The sequence below is a fragment of the Peptostreptococcus sp. D1 genome (assembly GCF_900112955.1).
In the GTDB taxonomy this organism is placed as follows: domain Bacteria; phylum Bacillota; class Clostridia; order Peptostreptococcales; family Peptostreptococcaceae; genus Peptostreptococcus.
Window position 1 is genome coordinate 12,843 of sequence record NZ_FONP01000012.1, and the last position, 16,490, is coordinate 29,332.

A 16,490-nucleotide genomic window follows, 5' to 3' on the forward strand; every position below is an offset into this window, starting at 1 on the left:
TCAAATTTGGTATTTTGTTGATTTAGGTAAATATTAATTCTTTTTTTTGAAAAAATTTCTTAGAAAAAATAATGCCAAAATTTTCATAAAAATACAAATATTCTTGATGACAACTCAAAATTTTTATTATAATAATATCATTTAATGCTTCCAAAAAATACGGGAAAACTGAGTATTAGGTGAATCGAAAATACAAAAAAGAAAAAACCAACATACATAAGTATGTTGGTAATAATTAGTAAACTTAATTATTCTGGCTGAGGAGCGTCTACTGGACATACACCTGCACATGAACCACAGTCTATACAAGCTCCACCATCTATTACATAGATGTCTCCTTCAGTTATACATGATACTGGACATTCAGAAGCACATGCACCACAACTAATACAAGTATCTTTAATTACGTAAGCCATATCTAATTCCTCCATTTTTCATAATATTTTATCGACAACACTATTATAGCAAAGTATATAAATATTTGCAATTGATTTTTCAAAAATTTATCATTTTTTTTATTAACCAACAAATATACACTATATAGTGAATAAATATTTTAAAATATTATAAATATCGAAAATTTTATTTTCTATTGAGAATCGATATCTATTAACTCAAGGCTACTTATAATAAATTAAAGCTCACTATCTTCCTTCATCAAATAAGAAAGCGTGAATAGACTTTCTGTTAAATTAACACTTTCAACTATTACATCATTTGGAACCTCAAGATCTATAGGAGCAAAGTTCCATATTCCCTTTATTCCAAGCTTAATCAGTTTATCTGCAACTTCCTGAGCACCGTTTTTAGGAATACATAAAATAGCTATGTCAACTGAGTTATCAGTGATATATTTTTCCATTTCGTCAGAATCCATTATTTCATAATCTCTTAATTTTAGACCTATCATCTTTGGATTAGCATCAAAAACAGCCTTGATATCAAACCCTGCATTCTTAAAGCCAGTATAATTTGTAAGAGCCTGCCCAAGATTTCCAGCTCCAACTAGTATAGCATTATAATTTCTGTCTAAACCAAGAATCTTACCTATCTCCTTGTGTAGAGCTTCCACGTTATATCCATATCCCTGCTGACCAAATCCACCAAAGTTATTCAAATCTTGTCTTATCTGAGAAGCTGTAAAACCGATTATTTCACTCAATTCTTTTGATGAAATTCTTTGAATATCTTTCGACAACAAATCAGCCAAATATCTATAGTATTTTGGTAATCTTCTTATTACAGCCATAGAAATATTTTTATTTCCCATATTATCCTCCTAATATTTTAAGTATTTTTTAGATATATTCGATATATACCACACATATGATACAAATCATAGGTTTTATACACATCAAATTGTCTCCTATCATTTCATAATAAAAAAATAGTCAAAAATAAAACTACTTTTTTGTTAATTAAATATCTTCATAAAAACTAATATTTTAACTACAGAATTATGCCATAGTTCGGTATTTATCTTTATTAAAGATATTATACAACAGTTGATAAGTATTAGTAAAGAGTGTTTTCATAAAATTTACAAAAAATTTAACAAAATACTTTCCTACTCAATCATTCGTTCCCACTTATCATACAATTCATTTAGTTTTCGCTGGTATTCATTTTTTTCTCGTCCAATTTCTGCAATTTTTTCGGGAAAAAGATATATTTCTTCATCACATAACAAATATTCCAATCCTGCTATCTGTTTCTCTAAGATTGTTATTTCATTTTCAATGTTTTTTAAATTCTTTTTCCTTTCATTTTCCTTTTGTTTATTTTCTTTTTCTTTTCTCCGTTCTTCCTTTATCCTTGTCTTCGTTTTTTCTCTGGCAACATTACTAGCATCAGCGATTTTTTGCATCTCCTGCTGTTGCTTTTTCTTCTCAATATAATAATCATAATTGCCCAAGTATTCAGTTATACCTTCCTTATTTAATACAAGAATTTTATCAGAAATTTTATTGATAAAGTACCTATCATGTGAAATTGTAAAAACCGTTCCATCATAGCTCTCAATCGCATCTTCTAAAACCTCTTTTGAATCAATATCAAGATGATTTGTCGGTTCATCTAGCAATAGAAAATTAGAATTCGATAGCATCAACTTTAATATAGCAACTCTAGCACGTTCTCCACCACTCAATGTCTTAATTTCCTTAAATACGTCTTCTCCGTAAAATAGGAATGCTCCCAGTAAATTTCTAACCTCTGTCTGACTCAATTTTGGATTTGAATTCCATATTTCCTCAATAATTGTATTGCTCAAGTTCAAAGCTTTCTGTTCTTGATGAAAATATGATATCTCTACATTTTGACCAATCTGTATTTCACCAGCCATTTTTTTTTCATCGCCCATTATCATTTTAAGCAAAGTCGATTTACCAACTCCGTTTGGACCTATAAGAGCTACTTTTTCGCCTCTATAAATATCAAATGATACATCTTTAAAAATATTCTTTTCATTGTATGACTTTGATATGTTCTCAACCTTCAATACATCTCTTCCACTTTGATGAGATCTTTGGAATCTAAACTTCGCCCTCCTCTTATCACCATCGGGTCTATCTAGCCTATCAATTTTGTCGAGCATTTTTTCTTTACTTCTAGCTCGCTTTAAATGTTTTTCTCTACCATATGCTTTCAGTCTTTCTATAGACTCTTCTTGTTTTTTGATTTCTCTTTGTTGGTTTTCGTATCTTTTTTGCTCCAACTCTTTTTGAATTTTTGACTGCTTTTGATAGTCAGTATAATTTCCGTTATATGTAGTCAGCTTTCTATTACTAATTTCAAAAATTCTATTAACCGATTGATCTAAAAAATATCTATCGTGTGAAATTGTCATTACAGTTCCGTTATATGCTCTGAGGAACGCTTCTAACCACTCAACAGATTCCGAATCCAAGTGATTCGTTGGTTCGTCCAGCATCAATAAAGATGGTTTACTCAAAAGTAATTTTCCAAGTAACACCCTAGTTTTTTCTCCACCAGAAAGCACATTGACCCTTTTATCCATCTCGCCATCTCTAAAGCCTAGTCCTCTTAGAGTTCCAATGACCTCACTTTTATATCCATACCCATTATTTTCTTCAAACTCCTCAAGCTTTTTTGAATACATATTCATCATATTTTCTAGCTCTTCAGTATCTTCTGTAGTCGAATATTCCGATATTTCATGTTCAAGCCTTCTCAGATCTTCCTCCGACTGCACCAAATCTGAGAATACACTCAATACCTCTTCATATACAGTATGCTCTGAATATAGATTGGTATTTTGCTCCAAATAACCAAGCTTACAATTTTTTGCCGTATAAATGTCTCCACTATCATATCCATATATGCCAGTGATTATCTTGAACAAAGTAGTCTTACCGGTACCATTTACTCCTACAATACCAATTTTGTCACCTTCATTTACGGAAAATGATATGTCTTCCAATATCGATTCAACCCCAAAGCTCTTATTTATATTGTTACATGAAAGTATTATCAAGTCATATCACCTCCATTCTATTATCCTTTATCTATCCTAAGGTTTGGAACAGCATTTAGCTCCATTCCGTCTCTTCTTCCATTAATATATCTATAATATCCTGCACATCCAATCATAGCCGCATTGTCAGTACATAGAACAAGTGGTGGATAGCATAGCTTTAATCCATTCTCATTACAAGCCTGCTTCATTTTTTCTCTCAATGCTGAATTTGCTGCAACACCACCAGAAAGTGTCACAATATCGTAATTTTTATCTTTACAAGCCTTTATAGTTTTACTGACTAGTACATCAACTACTGCAGCTTGAAAAGAAGCACATATATCCTCTGGTATTATTTCAACACCCTTCATTTTACATGAATTCAGATGATTTAGAACTGATGACTTTAATCCACTAAAGCTAAAATCATATCCATCCTCATTGATGCAAGCTCTTGGAAACTCAACTGAATGTGGGTTACCTTGCTTTGCCAATCTATCTACTATCGGACCTCCTGGATACCCCAAATTCATTGCTCTTGCAATTTTATCAAACGCCTCACCTGAAGCATCATCTTTAGTCTTACCCAAAATTTCATACACACCGTAATCCTTCACTTCTACCAAGTGAGTATGTCCACCAGAAACTATCAGTGTAATAAACGGAGGCTTTAAATTATTATCAGCAATATAGTTTGCACTTAAATGTCCCTCTATGTGATTCACACCCACAAATGGAATTCCAAGCGAAAACGATAATGCCTTTGCATATGATACCCCCACGAGCAATGCCCCAACAAGCCCAGGACCATATGCTACTGCAATATGTGTAATATCTACAAATTCAAGCTTTGCCTCTTCTAATGCTTGCTGTACAACAACATCAATATTTTCAATATGCTTTCTAGAAGCCACTTCTGGAACAACTCCACCAAATTTTTTGTGAGTTTCAATCTGAGTTGATATGATATTTGTCAAAACTTCTCTTCCATTTTTCAAAATAGCACACGCAGTTTCGTCACAGCTGCTTTCTATTGCCAAGGTTATCACATCCTTCATTTTTAAAACACCTCCCTTAGCTGCTTCCACATTATCAGTGCATCTTCTTTATTATCGTTATAATACTCTTTTCTTATTCCACCCAAAACAAATCCGTATTTTTTGTATAAATTTTGAGCAACAATATTACTTGCTCTAACCTCCAACGTCATCGAGCATATTTTTTCCTTCATGCATTTTTCAATAAAGCTGCTAAGCAATCCATCCCCAATGCCCATACCTCTGTAATCCTTGTGAACGGCTACTTTCGTAATATGAGCCTCATCAATAATAAACCAAGCCCCCATGTAGCCTATAATATTGCCATTCTCATCCTCTGCAATTATATATCTTGAAAGCTTATTATTCAATTCTTCTCTCAATGATGAAAGTGACCATGGCTCTGAAAATGCAGATAGTTCAACCTTATATATCCCGTCAATATCGCCTGCTTTAATATCTCTATATCTCATTTTCTTTAGCTTTCCTTTGTTTTTCATCATACTGCATTTCTGCCTGAGATTTTCTCAAATATTTTGGCAAAATCGTATAGCAGTCATATACATCCAAGCCCTTATCATATTTTATTTTCGCTATTGAACAAAGGCTTGAAGCTCTCGAAACATTCTTATCCGGAGATGCAAACTCTACATTATCAAAATTGAGCTTTGCCCTATATTTGTCTAAGGCTTCTCCAACGATAATATAATTTTCAGGTGAGCATTCAAGTCTATTTGAAAGCTGTTCCAAGCTGATTACATCTATAGCTTCTACCACACAGTAATTGTTATCCTCAACAGACCTGTACATACCGCAATAAACATTTCCGGATTGTGCATCCAAAATTGATATTATTCTTTTCGATGAATCCATTACATTAAATGCAATATTTTCCATAGAATTAATCGCCACAATAGGAAGATTTTTCGCATGAGAAATAGCCTTTACTGTTGCAACTGCAATTCTAATTCCTGTAAAAGACCCAGGTCCAACACAAACAGCCAAAAGGTCTATATCGTCAATGCTCATATCTGCCAAACTCATAAGTGATTCAAGCATAGGCATTAGCTTTTGTGAATGAGTTCTTTTGTCATTTATCAATATTTCACCGACCAAAGCTCCATCCATCATCAAAGCCACACTCGCCGACCTTGTCGCTGTGTCAAAGCTCAATATATTCATCAAACATTCATCTCCTCAACCATTTTTTTATATTTATCTCCGTAAGATATTATCTCCATTTCTCTACCCGTATCACTATAGTTTAAATTTATCTCCAATCTTTCTTTCGGAAGTATATCTCGAATAATACTTGACCATTCAATAATACAAATCCCATCGGAATTTATATATTCATCAAAGCCAATATCGTACATTTCATCTGACTCGCCAATTCTATAAACATCAAAATGGTATAGAGGTATGCTTCCTTCTGTATATTCATTCACTATAGTAAATGTCGGACTTGTTATATCTTCATCTATTTTAAGAGCTTTTGCAATGCTCTTTGTAAGCGTAGTCTTACCCGCACCCAAATCACCATTTAGGCATAAAATAGCACCATTAAACAATTTTTCTCCAATTATCTTACCAATTTTTTTTGTACTTTCTTCATCTTCAAGAAAAATTTTTTTCATACTACACCTCACTGCAAAACTAGTTTAAAAAATAACCACGAATTATATTATATCACTATTTCAGAACAATATATAGATTCATAGGTCAAAAATTGAAAAAATACTCCTATTTGCACAAAAAAACTCGCAACACCCATTTTGAACAATGGAATGTGCGAGCATTATAGAAGCTATTTTTTATTTTTTGCAGCCATCATACAAGCAACAGCTATTGATACAAGCTTTGCAGATTCTCCATCAGATCTTGAGCAAACTACAATTGGAACCCTTGCTCCAACTACTACTCCACCGAATGTCCATCCACCAAGATACTTAGCAGTCTTTAACAATACATTTCCAGCCTCTATTGCTGGTACTATAAGTATATCTGCCTTTCCTGCCACAGGATCATCAATACCCTTTACCTCAACTGCATGAGCATCCACAGCATTATCCATCTGCAATGGTCCACTGACAATGCATCCCTTTATTTCACCATTTTGATTCATTTTTTGTAATTCAGTAGCATCTACAGTCGCAGGCATCTTCTCATAATATTTTTCCTTAGCACAAATCATTGCAACCTTTGGTTCTTCATTTCCAAGAGCATGCGCTACTTCAACTGCATTCTCAATTATACCTTTCTTTTGTTCCAAATCTGGAGCTATTAACATTGCACCATCGGAAGTCAAGAAATATTTATCCTTAATTTCATTAAATAATATGCCTACATAGCTCAAGGTTTTTCCAGTTCTTAGCTCATTTTCTTTTTTAACAACTGCTTTTAATATAAGTGAAGTGTCTATTAGCCCTTTCATTATTAAACTTGCTTTTCCAAGTCTAACCTGATCCACTGCCTTCTGAGCTGAATCAGCAAGGTCTTGTGCATCGACTATCTCCATATCTGAAATATTTAAATTTGCTTTTTTAGCTACATCAAGTATTACTTTTTCTTCTCCTACTAGCTGCACCTTTACAAAGCCTAAATCTACAGCATTTCTAAGTGCTTCTAATGTTGCTTCATCATAAGGTGCTGCAACAGCAACTGTCTGAATTTCTCCTCCTGATTTTTCTTTTGCAAGATTCACAAAATAATCCTGATTAATCATATTTCTCTCTCCTCTTATTAAATTATTTATGCTTTATTTTTTCCTTACACTAATAATAATTTTATCATATTCTGCTATTTATGCAAATGTTTTCTCCAAAACGATAAATAAACCCGCTTTGAATTTCAAGGCGGGTTTAGCTTTTTATGTATTAAACATTAGTATATAGTATATTTTTTTTTATTTGTAAATTAATAGTACACTAGAGATTTATTTTTCATAAATATTAGTTTGCTGGTCTAATCAAAGCTTCCATTTTTTTGTACAAAGGAAGGATTAATATCGATAACATAACCCCTTTAACAAAGTTAAATGGTCCAATAAACCATAATACAAAATCTAACAAATTATTTACTCTTGGATTTACTGCCTTCCCTATTCCAATTATAGCATCGATACCCATCAGCTGACCATAGAAAGGTAATAAGAAAAAGTAATTAACTACAGAGCCTACAACAACCATTAGCAAAGTTGCTCCAACTAGACTCAAAATCAAAGCTTTTATATTCCTTTTTCTATTGTATATCAAAGAAACTCCGATTACAAAGGAGCTGCCTACTATAATGTTTGCTATTTCGCCAACTCCACCAGTTGTAGTCGCCACAATACCATGTAAAAAGTTTTTTATTACTTCAACAGCCACGCCTGCCAATGGTCCCATCGAAATCCCAGCTATCAATGCTGGTATATCCGAAATATCAATCTTTAAAAACTCAGGAAAAAGTCCTGGTATTGGCATTTCGACAAACATCAATATAAACGATATCGCTGAAAGCAATGATACCTTTACTAGCTTATTCGTTGAAACTCCACTGTTTTGATTTTTTAGTACGCCTGTTTTACTCATATTTTTACCTCCATTAGTTCGAGGGATAAAAAAATCCTGAAGAAACTTCTTCAGGATTTGGATTACAATTCAACACGATAATTAGAATCGCTAAATTTCTTCTCTCATCCAGACTTTACTGTCGGCTTTGGAATTTCACCAAATCAGCTTGCGCTCGCGGGCTATAACCGCCGGTAGGGAATTTCACCCACCCCCGAAGATTTTTTATTAATTTATATCTTTATTATAGCCTCGTTTCAAAAAAGTGTCAATAAAAATATCAATATATTTGATAAAAAATAATTTTATTTTCGGCTATAAAAATATTTCTATTTCCTTTCTCTCATGGTACATATATTCCAGCTCGTCCTTATGAAACAAATATCCTTCATCATCAAAGAATTTTGATCCTTTTGGACATCTTTTCACACATGAACAGCATTTCATACATTTTCCTGAAACGACCGAAACATCGTCATACTCTATCGATCCTAATGGACAAGCCTCATAGCAAATCTTACAATCGTCGCAAAGCTCTAGCTTTGTTTTCGGCTTTATTTTTATAAAATTTATCTTATTCCCAGACCTATCTCTTGGAGAAAAATAGTCTCTATATGGAATTGTTCCCTTTATAGCTCCATTCAATTGTACACTACCAGACAATACCTTCTTACAAATCATCATAGCAAACCTGTCAATAGACTTGAAATCCTCATTATCTGGTCTTCCTTTTCCAAGCTCTAATGAAAACGAATGTTCTCCTACAAAAGCGCCTGCAGCAGCTATTCTAAAAAGGTTAGTCCTCATTATCTCAGATAATTCAATAAGAGAATCATCGTAGCTCCTATTACCATATAGAACAACTGGAATACAAAGTGCACCGTTGCCTTTAATTGTTTTCAAAAACGGCAAAAGCAAGTTTGGAACCCTACCAGCATAGGTTGGAACACCAAAGATCACAATATCTTCTCCATCAAAAATCAATTTATTTTTCCTTGAGCTTGGATTGGTAATGTCTATCTCCCTATACACTATACCTTTTCCCAAGCCTTCAGAAATTCTATTACCCATTCTACTGACAACTTTCTTAGTTGTACCTGTTGCACTAAAATAAATCGAACATACTTTCATATCATCACCAATTTACATATCACCTTTAGGCTGCTTCACATTTCTTATAGATAAACCAACTTTGCCACGCTCCAAATCTATTTTTATTACTCTTACATTAACAATATCTCCAACTGTCAGCACATCAGAAACCTTATTTATCCTTTTATTTGATATTTCTGATATGTGAACCAGTCCATCATTTTTTATTCCGATATCGACAAATGCCCCAAAATCCACCACATTTCTTACTGTTCCAGATAATTCCATATCTATCTCCAAATCCTCTAATTTCATCACATCCGTTCTCAGTATAGGCTTTATACCGCTATCACGAATATCTCTACCCGGTTTTTTTATTTCTTCTATAATATCTTTCATAGTAGCATTTCCGACACCTGAATCCTCACAAAGCTTTGCAAAGCCGTATTTTTTCACTCTGCTATCTATATCATCAAGCTTTCCATCCCTTATATCATACATTGTATAGCTCAGCAGGCCTATTATCTTTTCACAAGCCTTATAGCTTTCTGGATGAACACCTGTATTGTCCAATGGATTACTAGAATTTGGTATTCTGATAAATCCAGCAGACTGCTTAAATGCAGCTGGTCCCAACCTTTTTACTTTTTTCAGCTCGTCTATTCCGGCAAAATCTCCATTTTCATCTCTATATGCCACAATATTTTTTGCAACACTTGAGGAAATACCAGCAATATGCTCCAATAACGAAAATGATGCAGTATTAATGTCTACACCTATTTTATTTACCGAATCCTCAACCACTCCGTCAAGAACCTCTGTCAGTCTTTTTTCGTTGACATCGTGTTGATATTGTCCAACTCCAATGCTCTTTGGTTCAATTTTTACCAGCTCTGCCATTGGATCCTGTAATCTTCTTGCTATAGAAATAGCACCTCTTATTGAAACATTTATATCTGGATGCTCTTCATTTGCCAGCTTCGATGCTGAGTAAACAGAAGCTCCAGCCTCATTTACAATCACATAGCTCACATTTCTCTCTATTTCGGAAATCATATCAGCAACAAACTTCTCAGACTCCCTTGATGCTGTACCATTACCTATAGATATTATATTCACCTTGTGTTTTTCTATCAATTTTTTTAGAATTTTTTTGGATTCATCAATTTTATTCTGCGGTTCAGTCGGATATACAGTAGTGAAGTCTAATAGCTTCCCATTTTTATCTACTACAGCAATCTTACATCCAGTTCTATAAGCCGGATCAAAGCCCATCACTACCTTGTCCTTAATAGGTGGCTGTAGCAATAGACCATTAAGATTTTGACCGAATACCTTTATTGCTCTTTCTTGTGCAATATCAGTCAAGTGATTTCTCACTTCCCTCTCTATTGATGGGAATATCAGCCTCTTGTATGAATCCTGTGCTATTTCCAGCAAAATATCTTCATTACCCTCATTTTGTTTTCCGGAATATTTTTTTGCTATGTATTCTATCATTTTTTCATCTTCAATGACAAGCTTTACAGACAATATGCCCTCTTTTTCCCCACGATTAATAGCCAAGGTTCTATGTGGTAAGATTGTTTTCACAGCCTCAGTAAAATCGCTATACATTTTATAGACAGTATCGCTTTCAGCCTTCGATTTTGATACGACTAATCCATAGTTTAGTGCATTTTCTCTAATATGCTTTCTAATTTCTGCATCGTCACTCATCTGTTCTGCAATTATATCCTTTGAGCCCTCAATCGCAATATTGATATTATCAACACCCTTTTCTTCATCTATATAGCTTTCAGCCTCTTTATACAAATCAACATTTCTTGATAATAAAATCATCATTGCTAAAGATTCCAAGCCTCTTTCTTTAGCGATTGTAGCTCTTGTTCTTTTTTTCTGCTTGTATGGTGCATAAATATCTTCAGCCTCCTGTAACGTTTTTGCATTGTCAACTGCAGTTACAATCTCATCAGTCAGCTTGCCCTGTTCATCTATAAGTCTTTTTATATCATCCTTTCTATCTACCAAATTTCTCAAATAAGTCAATCTATCATGGAAATCCCTTAGCTGAACATCGCTCATTTCTCCAGTCTGTTCTTTTCTATATCTAGCAATAAAAGGAATTGTATTTCCTTCATCAATCAATTTAATCGTATTTTCAATTTGAAATTGCCTCAAATTCAATTCTTTTTCCAAAATTTTATTAATATCCATATAGCCCCCCTCTTTCTTGTTTTTCTTTTGGACAATCCATTTTCATTATACTATATTTTGGAGGGTTATTTTGAAAAAACTAACAAATTGTTCAATTTATTTTATACTTTCTATTTTCTTTGCTCAAGCAATTTTTACAATATGCTTAGTCTAATCTATATTTTTTATAAATACAGTAAAAATGGAGGCTGTACATTCATTTTCTTATTTGAATGTACGCCTCCATTGTTTGGATACTGCCCTTATGGGTCAATCCATTTTTATCAACATAGTAAATTACTCTAATGATATTTTATATTTTAACTATGGATTTATGATGATTGTATTTATTATTTTTTGTTATCTCAGTAATTTACTAATGTTTAATATTTTTAAGAGCCTCTTTAATAGCCGTATGTATTGCATTGCTGGAAACTGTGGCATTTGAAATAACATCAACACCGCTCGTTTCACTGCCATCAAACTTACTCAATTGCTTTATTTTCTCATGAACACTTTCACCTATATAATATTTGTATACATCTTTAGCCTTGTTGAAAAAATCATTATTTGAAGACGATTTTACCTTTGTTTCACTGTCGTCAATTTTAGTGATTTTGCCGCCCTTCACTGTAACACTTAGCTTTATCGTATATTTACTTTCTTCCCCCCAAGGCATATTACTTGGTTCAATAGCCTCTGCTTCACCCTTGTACGTTCCATCATATTTTGTCGTGTCAGTATTTTCTCCTGAATTAGGCTCTTTATCATCTGTTTTCCCGAAATTCGGATCCAGTAATTTTATTTTTTCCTTGTAGTCTTCTAGCATCTTTTCAAGCTTTTTATTTTCAGATTTTAGGTTTCCATTTTCCAAGGTTAACACATTAATTTTTTCTAGTAATTCGGAGTTATCTCCAGAAGAGACTGCTTTTTTCAAGGCATTCTTTACTGCAGTCTTTATCCCGTTTGAACTAAATGTAGCACCTGTCACAGAATCCACCTTAACACTCTGATTCGAAACTATTCTTGATAATATAGACTTTGCATCTGTTATATATGGCTCATCATCACTGTGATTTGTCACAGCTATGCTCTCAATTTTACCATTAGATACCTTCACAGATACATTTATATCTCCCTTGAAGCCTCTTCCAGAGCCTTCATATGTTCCATCATTCAACCTGCTGGAAATATCACTGGAGTTACTTAGAGCATCGTTCAATTGTTTTCTCAAAGATTCCTTCTCACTTTGAAGCTCAGAGACCTGTCTCTTTAGCCTATTATTTTCTTGACTGTTATCCTCGCCACCAGAATTTGCTCCTGCACTTTTCAAGGCACTAGAAACCGCAGATTTTATTGCACCACTTGTAAGAGTTGCTCCACTGATAGAATCTACCTTTGTACTTTGAGCAGAAAGTATGCTTGATATAACTCCTGCTCCTTTCTCATAGTATCCTGAAGTTTCAGTATGAGATTCAACTGATATATCGCTTATCCTTCCACCACTTACAACTACCTTAACCTTTATTGGTCCAGCATAACCATTTGATTCTCCATGATATGTACCATCCTTTAGCTTTCCAGGAATTCCATTAGAGTTATTAAGTGCATCATTTAACTGCTTTTTCAATGACTCCTTATCTTTTTGAAGATCAGAAACCTGCTTCTTTAGTTTTTCACTGTCTGAGCTACTATTTGAAGATCCACTTGTTCCTCCAGAACTTGCACCTGCATTTCTTAGTGCACTAGAAACTGCCGATTTTATTGCATTACTTGTAAGAGTTGCTCCACTTATAGAGTCTACATTTGTGTTCTGTGCCGAAAGAATACTTGATATAACTCCTGCTCCTTTTTCATAATATCCTGGAGTTTCAGTATGAGATTCAACTGATATATCGCTTATCCTTCCACCACTTACAACTACCTTAACCTTTACTGGTCCAGCATAGCCATTAGCCTCGCCATAGTATGTACCATCCTTAAGCTTGTTTGGTATAGATGTATTTACTGGTGAACTTGTAGATCCCGAATTTGAATTTCTCACTGAAGATCTACTAGTTCTATTTGATGACGGAGTTTTCGCTTTCTTACTAGATTTGCCATTCTTAGAGCTACTATTTCCGCCTTTGCTCTCACTGCCATCCTTTTTATCTCCACTATCCTTTGAACCACTTGTATCACTGGAGTTTTCACTATTACTATTGCTCTTTGAAAGCTCCTCTTCAAATTGGCTCTTTAGCTTATTCAAATTTTCATCATCTATTGATTTACCATAGATCATTCCTGTACTATAGCCTGTAATTCCTACAAAAATCGACAAAATAATCCCTGAGCAAATCAGTTTATCAATCTTAGCCTTCATTTTTCTACCTCCACTATTTCAAGGCATTAGCAACAGCATTTATAATTCCGTTTGAACTATAAGTTGCACCACTCACAACATTTACGTCTGTTGATTGAGTATTTATAATTTCATCAATTAAAGTCTTAGCTTTACTGAAATACTCTTCGTCATCCGGATTTTCAACAACATCTATAGTTGTTATTTTTCCACCTGAAACAACTACATTAACCTTCACATCACCCTTAAAGCCTTGGGCACTTCCAGAAAATGTTCCATCCTTAAACTTTGATCCAGAGCTTGAATCATCTCCATTTTGATTTGATGATGAGCTATTCTTAGACTGTTCTTTAGATGCTGTATTACCTTCAGAGCCACCATTATTACTACCATTATTTGATTCAGATAAATCTGAATTTTTGCTTGCATCAGCTCGAGAATCATTAAGCTTTCTAGAGATTTCGTTAGTGTTAGATTTTTCAGAGCTTGATGAAATAGGTGTAGGATTTGCCTTAACCTTTGAACCCACAGCTATTACTAGAGCTACCAGCAAGCAAGCTCCTCCAGTAATAATTTCTTTTTTTTTCTTAATAAAAATTCCCCTCATAAAATTCTCCAATTCTACCTGACCTAATATGCCCTAATACTTATTCGTCGCCATTTTTTCAATTTTTAAGCTTCTCTTTTCACACACCATTTTGATTTTAAGAACAGTATATGAAGTGAAAATCAAGAAATAGAATAGCAAATTTAGATTTCTAATAAGACTTGATGGTCTTCCCAGGTAAACCATCATTACCTGAATGAAAATCATCGCATAAAAAATGTATGCATATTCTTGCAGATTTTTCCATGCCTTAGCAGATATTTTCTTTCTAAAATACCTAAAAGATGTAACAAACAAAGGAATCATAATTATGATTGCAATTATAGCTGCGGCAAACATCATTAAGTTTGTCCAGACAGTAAAATCCCTTGCCTTTACTATATTTCCACTATTCATTATAAATGAAAACAAATAGTGGATATTGTGAGGAAACGTAATAATACAGCCTACTATTGATAATTCGGCTCTTATTACCCTCAGCCTTCTCTGATATGCTTTTTTCATATCAAAGACACCCATATACATAACTAGAATAAATACAGCCCCACCCATTGCACCAGAGTCTATAGCTCTCATCAATTGCTTCAGCCCCACTACATAATCTATTGAATTTCCATTTAGAATTAAAATAGCATGAATAATTGCCATCAGAGACAGAGTCGAAACAACAAGGTATACATTAATGCTGTATTTCTTGATATAATCGCTCATGAAATAGCTGAGCAATGTTACTATTGTTAAACAAACTATTATGTACATATAATCCCCCTTTTGAATTTTCTGCAATTGTTTATCATTCTCACTAAATTAGGATACCATACTCTATTACTCATGTCAATCACTTCCTCTTTCATATTTATTTTTTTGTAAAAAAATTAATGTTAATTCATTTTTTTAAATTTTTTTTAAATATTATTATTCCAGTGCTGAGCATCACTTTTGAACAATAAAAAAACAGTAAAATCAAAAATAATTTACTGTTTTTATTAATTTACCATTTTATAAATTATTGATTTATTTTTTTAATATTATCTATAAGCTCTGTATTACAGTCATAAGTGAAAAAAATTACAAACTCTTTAGATATTCAAACATAAATCCGTCCAAATCTCCATCCATTACAGAATCAACATTCGTATTGTCATAATTTGTCCTGTGGTCTTTTACTAGCTTATACGGCTGAAAAACATATGATCTAATCTGACTTCCCCATGTTATCTGGTTATATTTTCCCTGCAGGTCTTCAATTTTCTCTTTCTTTTCCTCTTCCTTCAGCTGTATTAATTTTGCTTTAAGTAACTTCATAGCCACATCTCTATTTGTATGCTGACTTCTCTCATTTTGACACTGTACCACAACTCCAGTCGGTAAATGGGTAATTCTTACAGCAGAATCAGTCGTATTTACATGTTGACCACCTGCACCAGAAGCTCTATAGGTATCAATTTTTAGATCTGATGGATTTATTTCAATTTCTGCATCATCATCTATTTCAGGTGTTACATCGACTGAAGCAAAAGATGTATGCCTTTTCCCAGACGAATCAAATGGCGATATCCTAACCAATCTATGAACACCCTTCTCACTTTTTAGATAACCATAGGAATGAATCCCCTTGATTAATAGAGTCGCAGTTTTAATTCCAGCTTCAGTATCCGAAATCAAATCCAACAGCTTTACTGTAAAACCTCTTCCTTCAGCCCATCTAATATACATTCTAAGCATCATTTGAGACCAATCCTGAGCATCCAATCCACCTGTACCTGAATTAATTGATAAAATAGCATTATTGCCATCATATTCTCCTTTAAATAGAAGCTTCATAGTCATATCATCTAATTTTTTTTGAGTTGATTCGATTTGTTCCTTCAAATTTCGTTCGATATCATCCTGTTCTTCTGATTCTGCTTCCATACTCAATTCAATATATATTCCTATCTCCTCATACATAGAAAACAACACCTCATAATCTTCTATCTGATTTGAAATGGCCTTATTCTCTTGAAGATACTTATTTGACCTTTCACTATCTTCCCAAAAGCTTTGATCTTCCATTAACGCATTTATATCTGATTGCCTAGATCTTAAACTATCCAAGTCAAAGAGAAACACCCAGCTCTCTCACCCTGTTACCTATAGTCTCAAATTCATTTTTATAATCCTGAATATTAAGCACTTAAACACCCAC

General features: G+C 33.5%; 15 protein-coding genes and 1 riboswitch. All 15 genes read right to left on the reverse strand.

All coding sequences use genetic code 11. From position 1 onward, the window contains the following. Positions 1-248: 248 nt before the first annotated feature. The 15 genes from BM120_RS08415 to prfB all read right to left on the reverse strand — a co-directional run bounded on the left by BM120_RS08415 (position 249) and on the right by prfB (position 16,478). Complete coding sequence (locus BM120_RS08415; protein WP_091994965.1) at positions 249-416, reverse strand: DUF362 domain-containing protein; 168 nt, start codon at positions 414-416, stop codon at positions 249-251. 218 nt (positions 417-634) lie between these two features. Next, positions 635-1,270: a redox-sensing transcriptional repressor Rex gene (locus tag BM120_RS08420; RefSeq protein WP_091994968.1), complete on the reverse strand. Its 636-nt coding sequence runs from the start codon at positions 1,268-1,270 to the stop codon at positions 635-637. Positions 1,271-1,567: 297 nt separating this feature from the next. Further along, on the reverse strand, positions 1,568-3,496 hold the full coding sequence (abc-f, locus tag BM120_RS08425; RefSeq protein ID WP_091994971.1) for a ribosomal protection-like ABC-F family protein: 1,929 nt from the start codon (positions 3,494-3,496) through the stop codon (positions 1,568-1,570). Between the two features lie 20 nt (positions 3,497-3,516). Further along, positions 3,517-4,536: a tRNA (adenosine(37)-N6)-threonylcarbamoyltransferase complex transferase subunit TsaD gene (gene tsaD, locus BM120_RS08430; RefSeq protein ID WP_091994974.1), complete on the reverse strand. Its 1,020-nt coding sequence runs from the start codon at positions 4,534-4,536 to the stop codon at positions 3,517-3,519. A 2-nt stretch (positions 4,537-4,538) separates the two neighbouring features. After that, positions 4,539-5,018, reverse strand: a complete 480-nt coding sequence (rimI, locus tag BM120_RS08435; RefSeq protein WP_330389438.1) for a ribosomal protein S18-alanine N-acetyltransferase — start codon at positions 5,016-5,018, stop codon at positions 4,539-4,541. Beyond that, positions 4,978-5,697: a tRNA (adenosine(37)-N6)-threonylcarbamoyltransferase complex dimerization subunit type 1 TsaB gene (tsaB, locus tag BM120_RS08440; RefSeq protein WP_091994978.1), complete on the reverse strand. Its 720-nt coding sequence runs from the start codon at positions 5,695-5,697 to the stop codon at positions 4,978-4,980. Before tsaB ends, rimI begins: the two co-directional genes overlap by 41 nt. Further along, positions 5,697-6,152 (reverse strand): tRNA (adenosine(37)-N6)-threonylcarbamoyltransferase complex ATPase subunit type 1 TsaE, encoded by a 456-nt coding sequence (gene tsaE, locus BM120_RS08445; protein WP_091994980.1) that lies wholly within the window; start codon positions 6,150-6,152, stop codon positions 5,697-5,699. The genes tsaB and tsaE overlap by 1 nt, the downstream gene beginning before the upstream one ends. Positions 6,153-6,322: 170 nt before the next feature. Next, positions 6,323-7,240, reverse strand: a complete 918-nt coding sequence (locus tag BM120_RS08450) for a bifunctional enoyl-CoA hydratase/phosphate acetyltransferase (protein ID WP_091994982.1) — start codon at positions 7,238-7,240, stop codon at positions 6,323-6,325. Between the two features lie 226 nt (positions 7,241-7,466). After that, on the reverse strand, positions 7,467-8,087 hold the full coding sequence (locus BM120_RS08455; RefSeq protein ID WP_091994984.1) for an ECF transporter S component: 621 nt from the start codon (positions 8,085-8,087) through the stop codon (positions 7,467-7,469). Positions 8,088-8,179: 92 nt separating this feature from the next. Beyond that, positions 8,180-8,292: riboswitch (FMN riboswitch) on the reverse strand. 89 nt (positions 8,293-8,381) lie between these two features. Continuing rightward, the gene (locus BM120_RS08460) at positions 8,382-9,197 is read right to left on the reverse strand and encodes a ferredoxin (protein WP_091994987.1); all 816 of its coding nucleotides are present in this window, start codon (positions 9,195-9,197) and stop codon (positions 8,382-8,384) included. 12 nt (positions 9,198-9,209) lie between these two features. Further along, a complete protein-coding gene (locus BM120_RS08465) occupies positions 9,210-11,375 on the reverse strand; it encodes a Tex family protein (RefSeq protein WP_091994990.1) in 2,166 nt (721 codons plus the stop codon). Positions 11,376-11,730: 355 nt separating this feature from the next. Further along, positions 11,731-13,716: an FMN-binding protein gene (locus BM120_RS08470; RefSeq protein WP_091994993.1), complete on the reverse strand. Its 1,986-nt coding sequence runs from the start codon at positions 13,714-13,716 to the stop codon at positions 11,731-11,733. A gap of 13 nt (positions 13,717-13,729) precedes the next feature. Next, positions 13,730-14,302: an FMN-binding protein gene (locus tag BM120_RS08475; protein ID WP_091994997.1), complete on the reverse strand. Its 573-nt coding sequence runs from the start codon at positions 14,300-14,302 to the stop codon at positions 13,730-13,732. Positions 14,303-14,335: 33 nt separating this feature from the next. Beyond that, complete coding sequence (locus tag BM120_RS08480; protein ID WP_091995000.1) at positions 14,336-15,061, reverse strand: ferric reductase-like transmembrane domain-containing protein; 726 nt, start codon at positions 15,059-15,061, stop codon at positions 14,336-14,338. A 309-nt stretch (positions 15,062-15,370) separates the two neighbouring features. Next, positions 15,371-16,478 (reverse strand): peptide chain release factor 2 gene (gene prfB / locus BM120_RS08485; protein ID WP_143076530.1). Its coding sequence is split into 2 segments (ribosomal slippage): positions 15,371-16,402 and positions 16,404-16,478, totalling 1,107 coding nucleotides; the frame shifts between segments, so codons are not numbered across the junction. Between the last annotated feature and the right edge of the window lie 12 nt (positions 16,479-16,490).

Bases quoted from the DNA above. Each gene is read 5' to 3' on its own strand.
- BM120_RS08415 (WP_091994965.1), bottom strand. From the start codon at position 416: ATGGCTTACGTAATTAAAGATACTTGTATTAGTTGTGGTGCATGTGCT.
- BM120_RS08420 (WP_091994968.1), bottom strand. From the start codon at position 1,270: ATGGGAAATAAAAATATTTCTATGGCTGTAATAAGAAGATTACCAAAA.
- tsaD (WP_091994974.1), bottom strand. From the start codon at position 4,536: ATGAAGGATGTGATAACCTTGGCAATAGAAAGCAGCTGTGACGAAACT.
- rimI (WP_330389438.1), bottom strand. From the start codon at position 5,018: ATGATGAAAAACAAAGGAAAGCTAAAGAAAATGAGATATAGAGATATT.
- tsaB (WP_091994978.1), bottom strand. From the start codon at position 5,697: ATGAATATATTGAGCTTTGACACAGCGACAAGGTCGGCGAGTGTGGCT.
- tsaE (WP_091994980.1), bottom strand. From the start codon at position 6,152: ATGAAAAAAATTTTTCTTGAAGATGAAGAAAGTACAAAAAAAATTGGT.
- BM120_RS08450 (WP_091994982.1), bottom strand. From the start codon at position 7,240: ATGATTAATCAGGATTATTTTGTGAATCTTGCAAAAGAAAAATCAGGA.
- BM120_RS08455 (WP_091994984.1), bottom strand. From the start codon at position 8,087: ATGAGTAAAACAGGCGTACTAAAAAATCAAAACAGTGGAGTTTCAACG.
- BM120_RS08460 (WP_091994987.1), bottom strand. From the start codon at position 9,197: ATGAAAGTATGTTCGATTTATTTTAGTGCAACAGGTACAACTAAGAAA.
- BM120_RS08465 (WP_091994990.1), bottom strand. From the start codon at position 11,375: ATGGATATTAATAAAATTTTGGAAAAAGAATTGAATTTGAGGCAATTT.
- BM120_RS08470 (WP_091994993.1), bottom strand. From the start codon at position 13,716: ATGAAGGCTAAGATTGATAAACTGATTTGCTCAGGGATTATTTTGTCG.
- BM120_RS08475 (WP_091994997.1), bottom strand. From the start codon at position 14,302: ATGAGGGGAATTTTTATTAAGAAAAAAAAAGAAATTATTACTGGAGGA.
- BM120_RS08480 (WP_091995000.1), bottom strand. From the start codon at position 15,061: ATGTACATAATAGTTTGTTTAACAATAGTAACATTGCTCAGCTATTTC.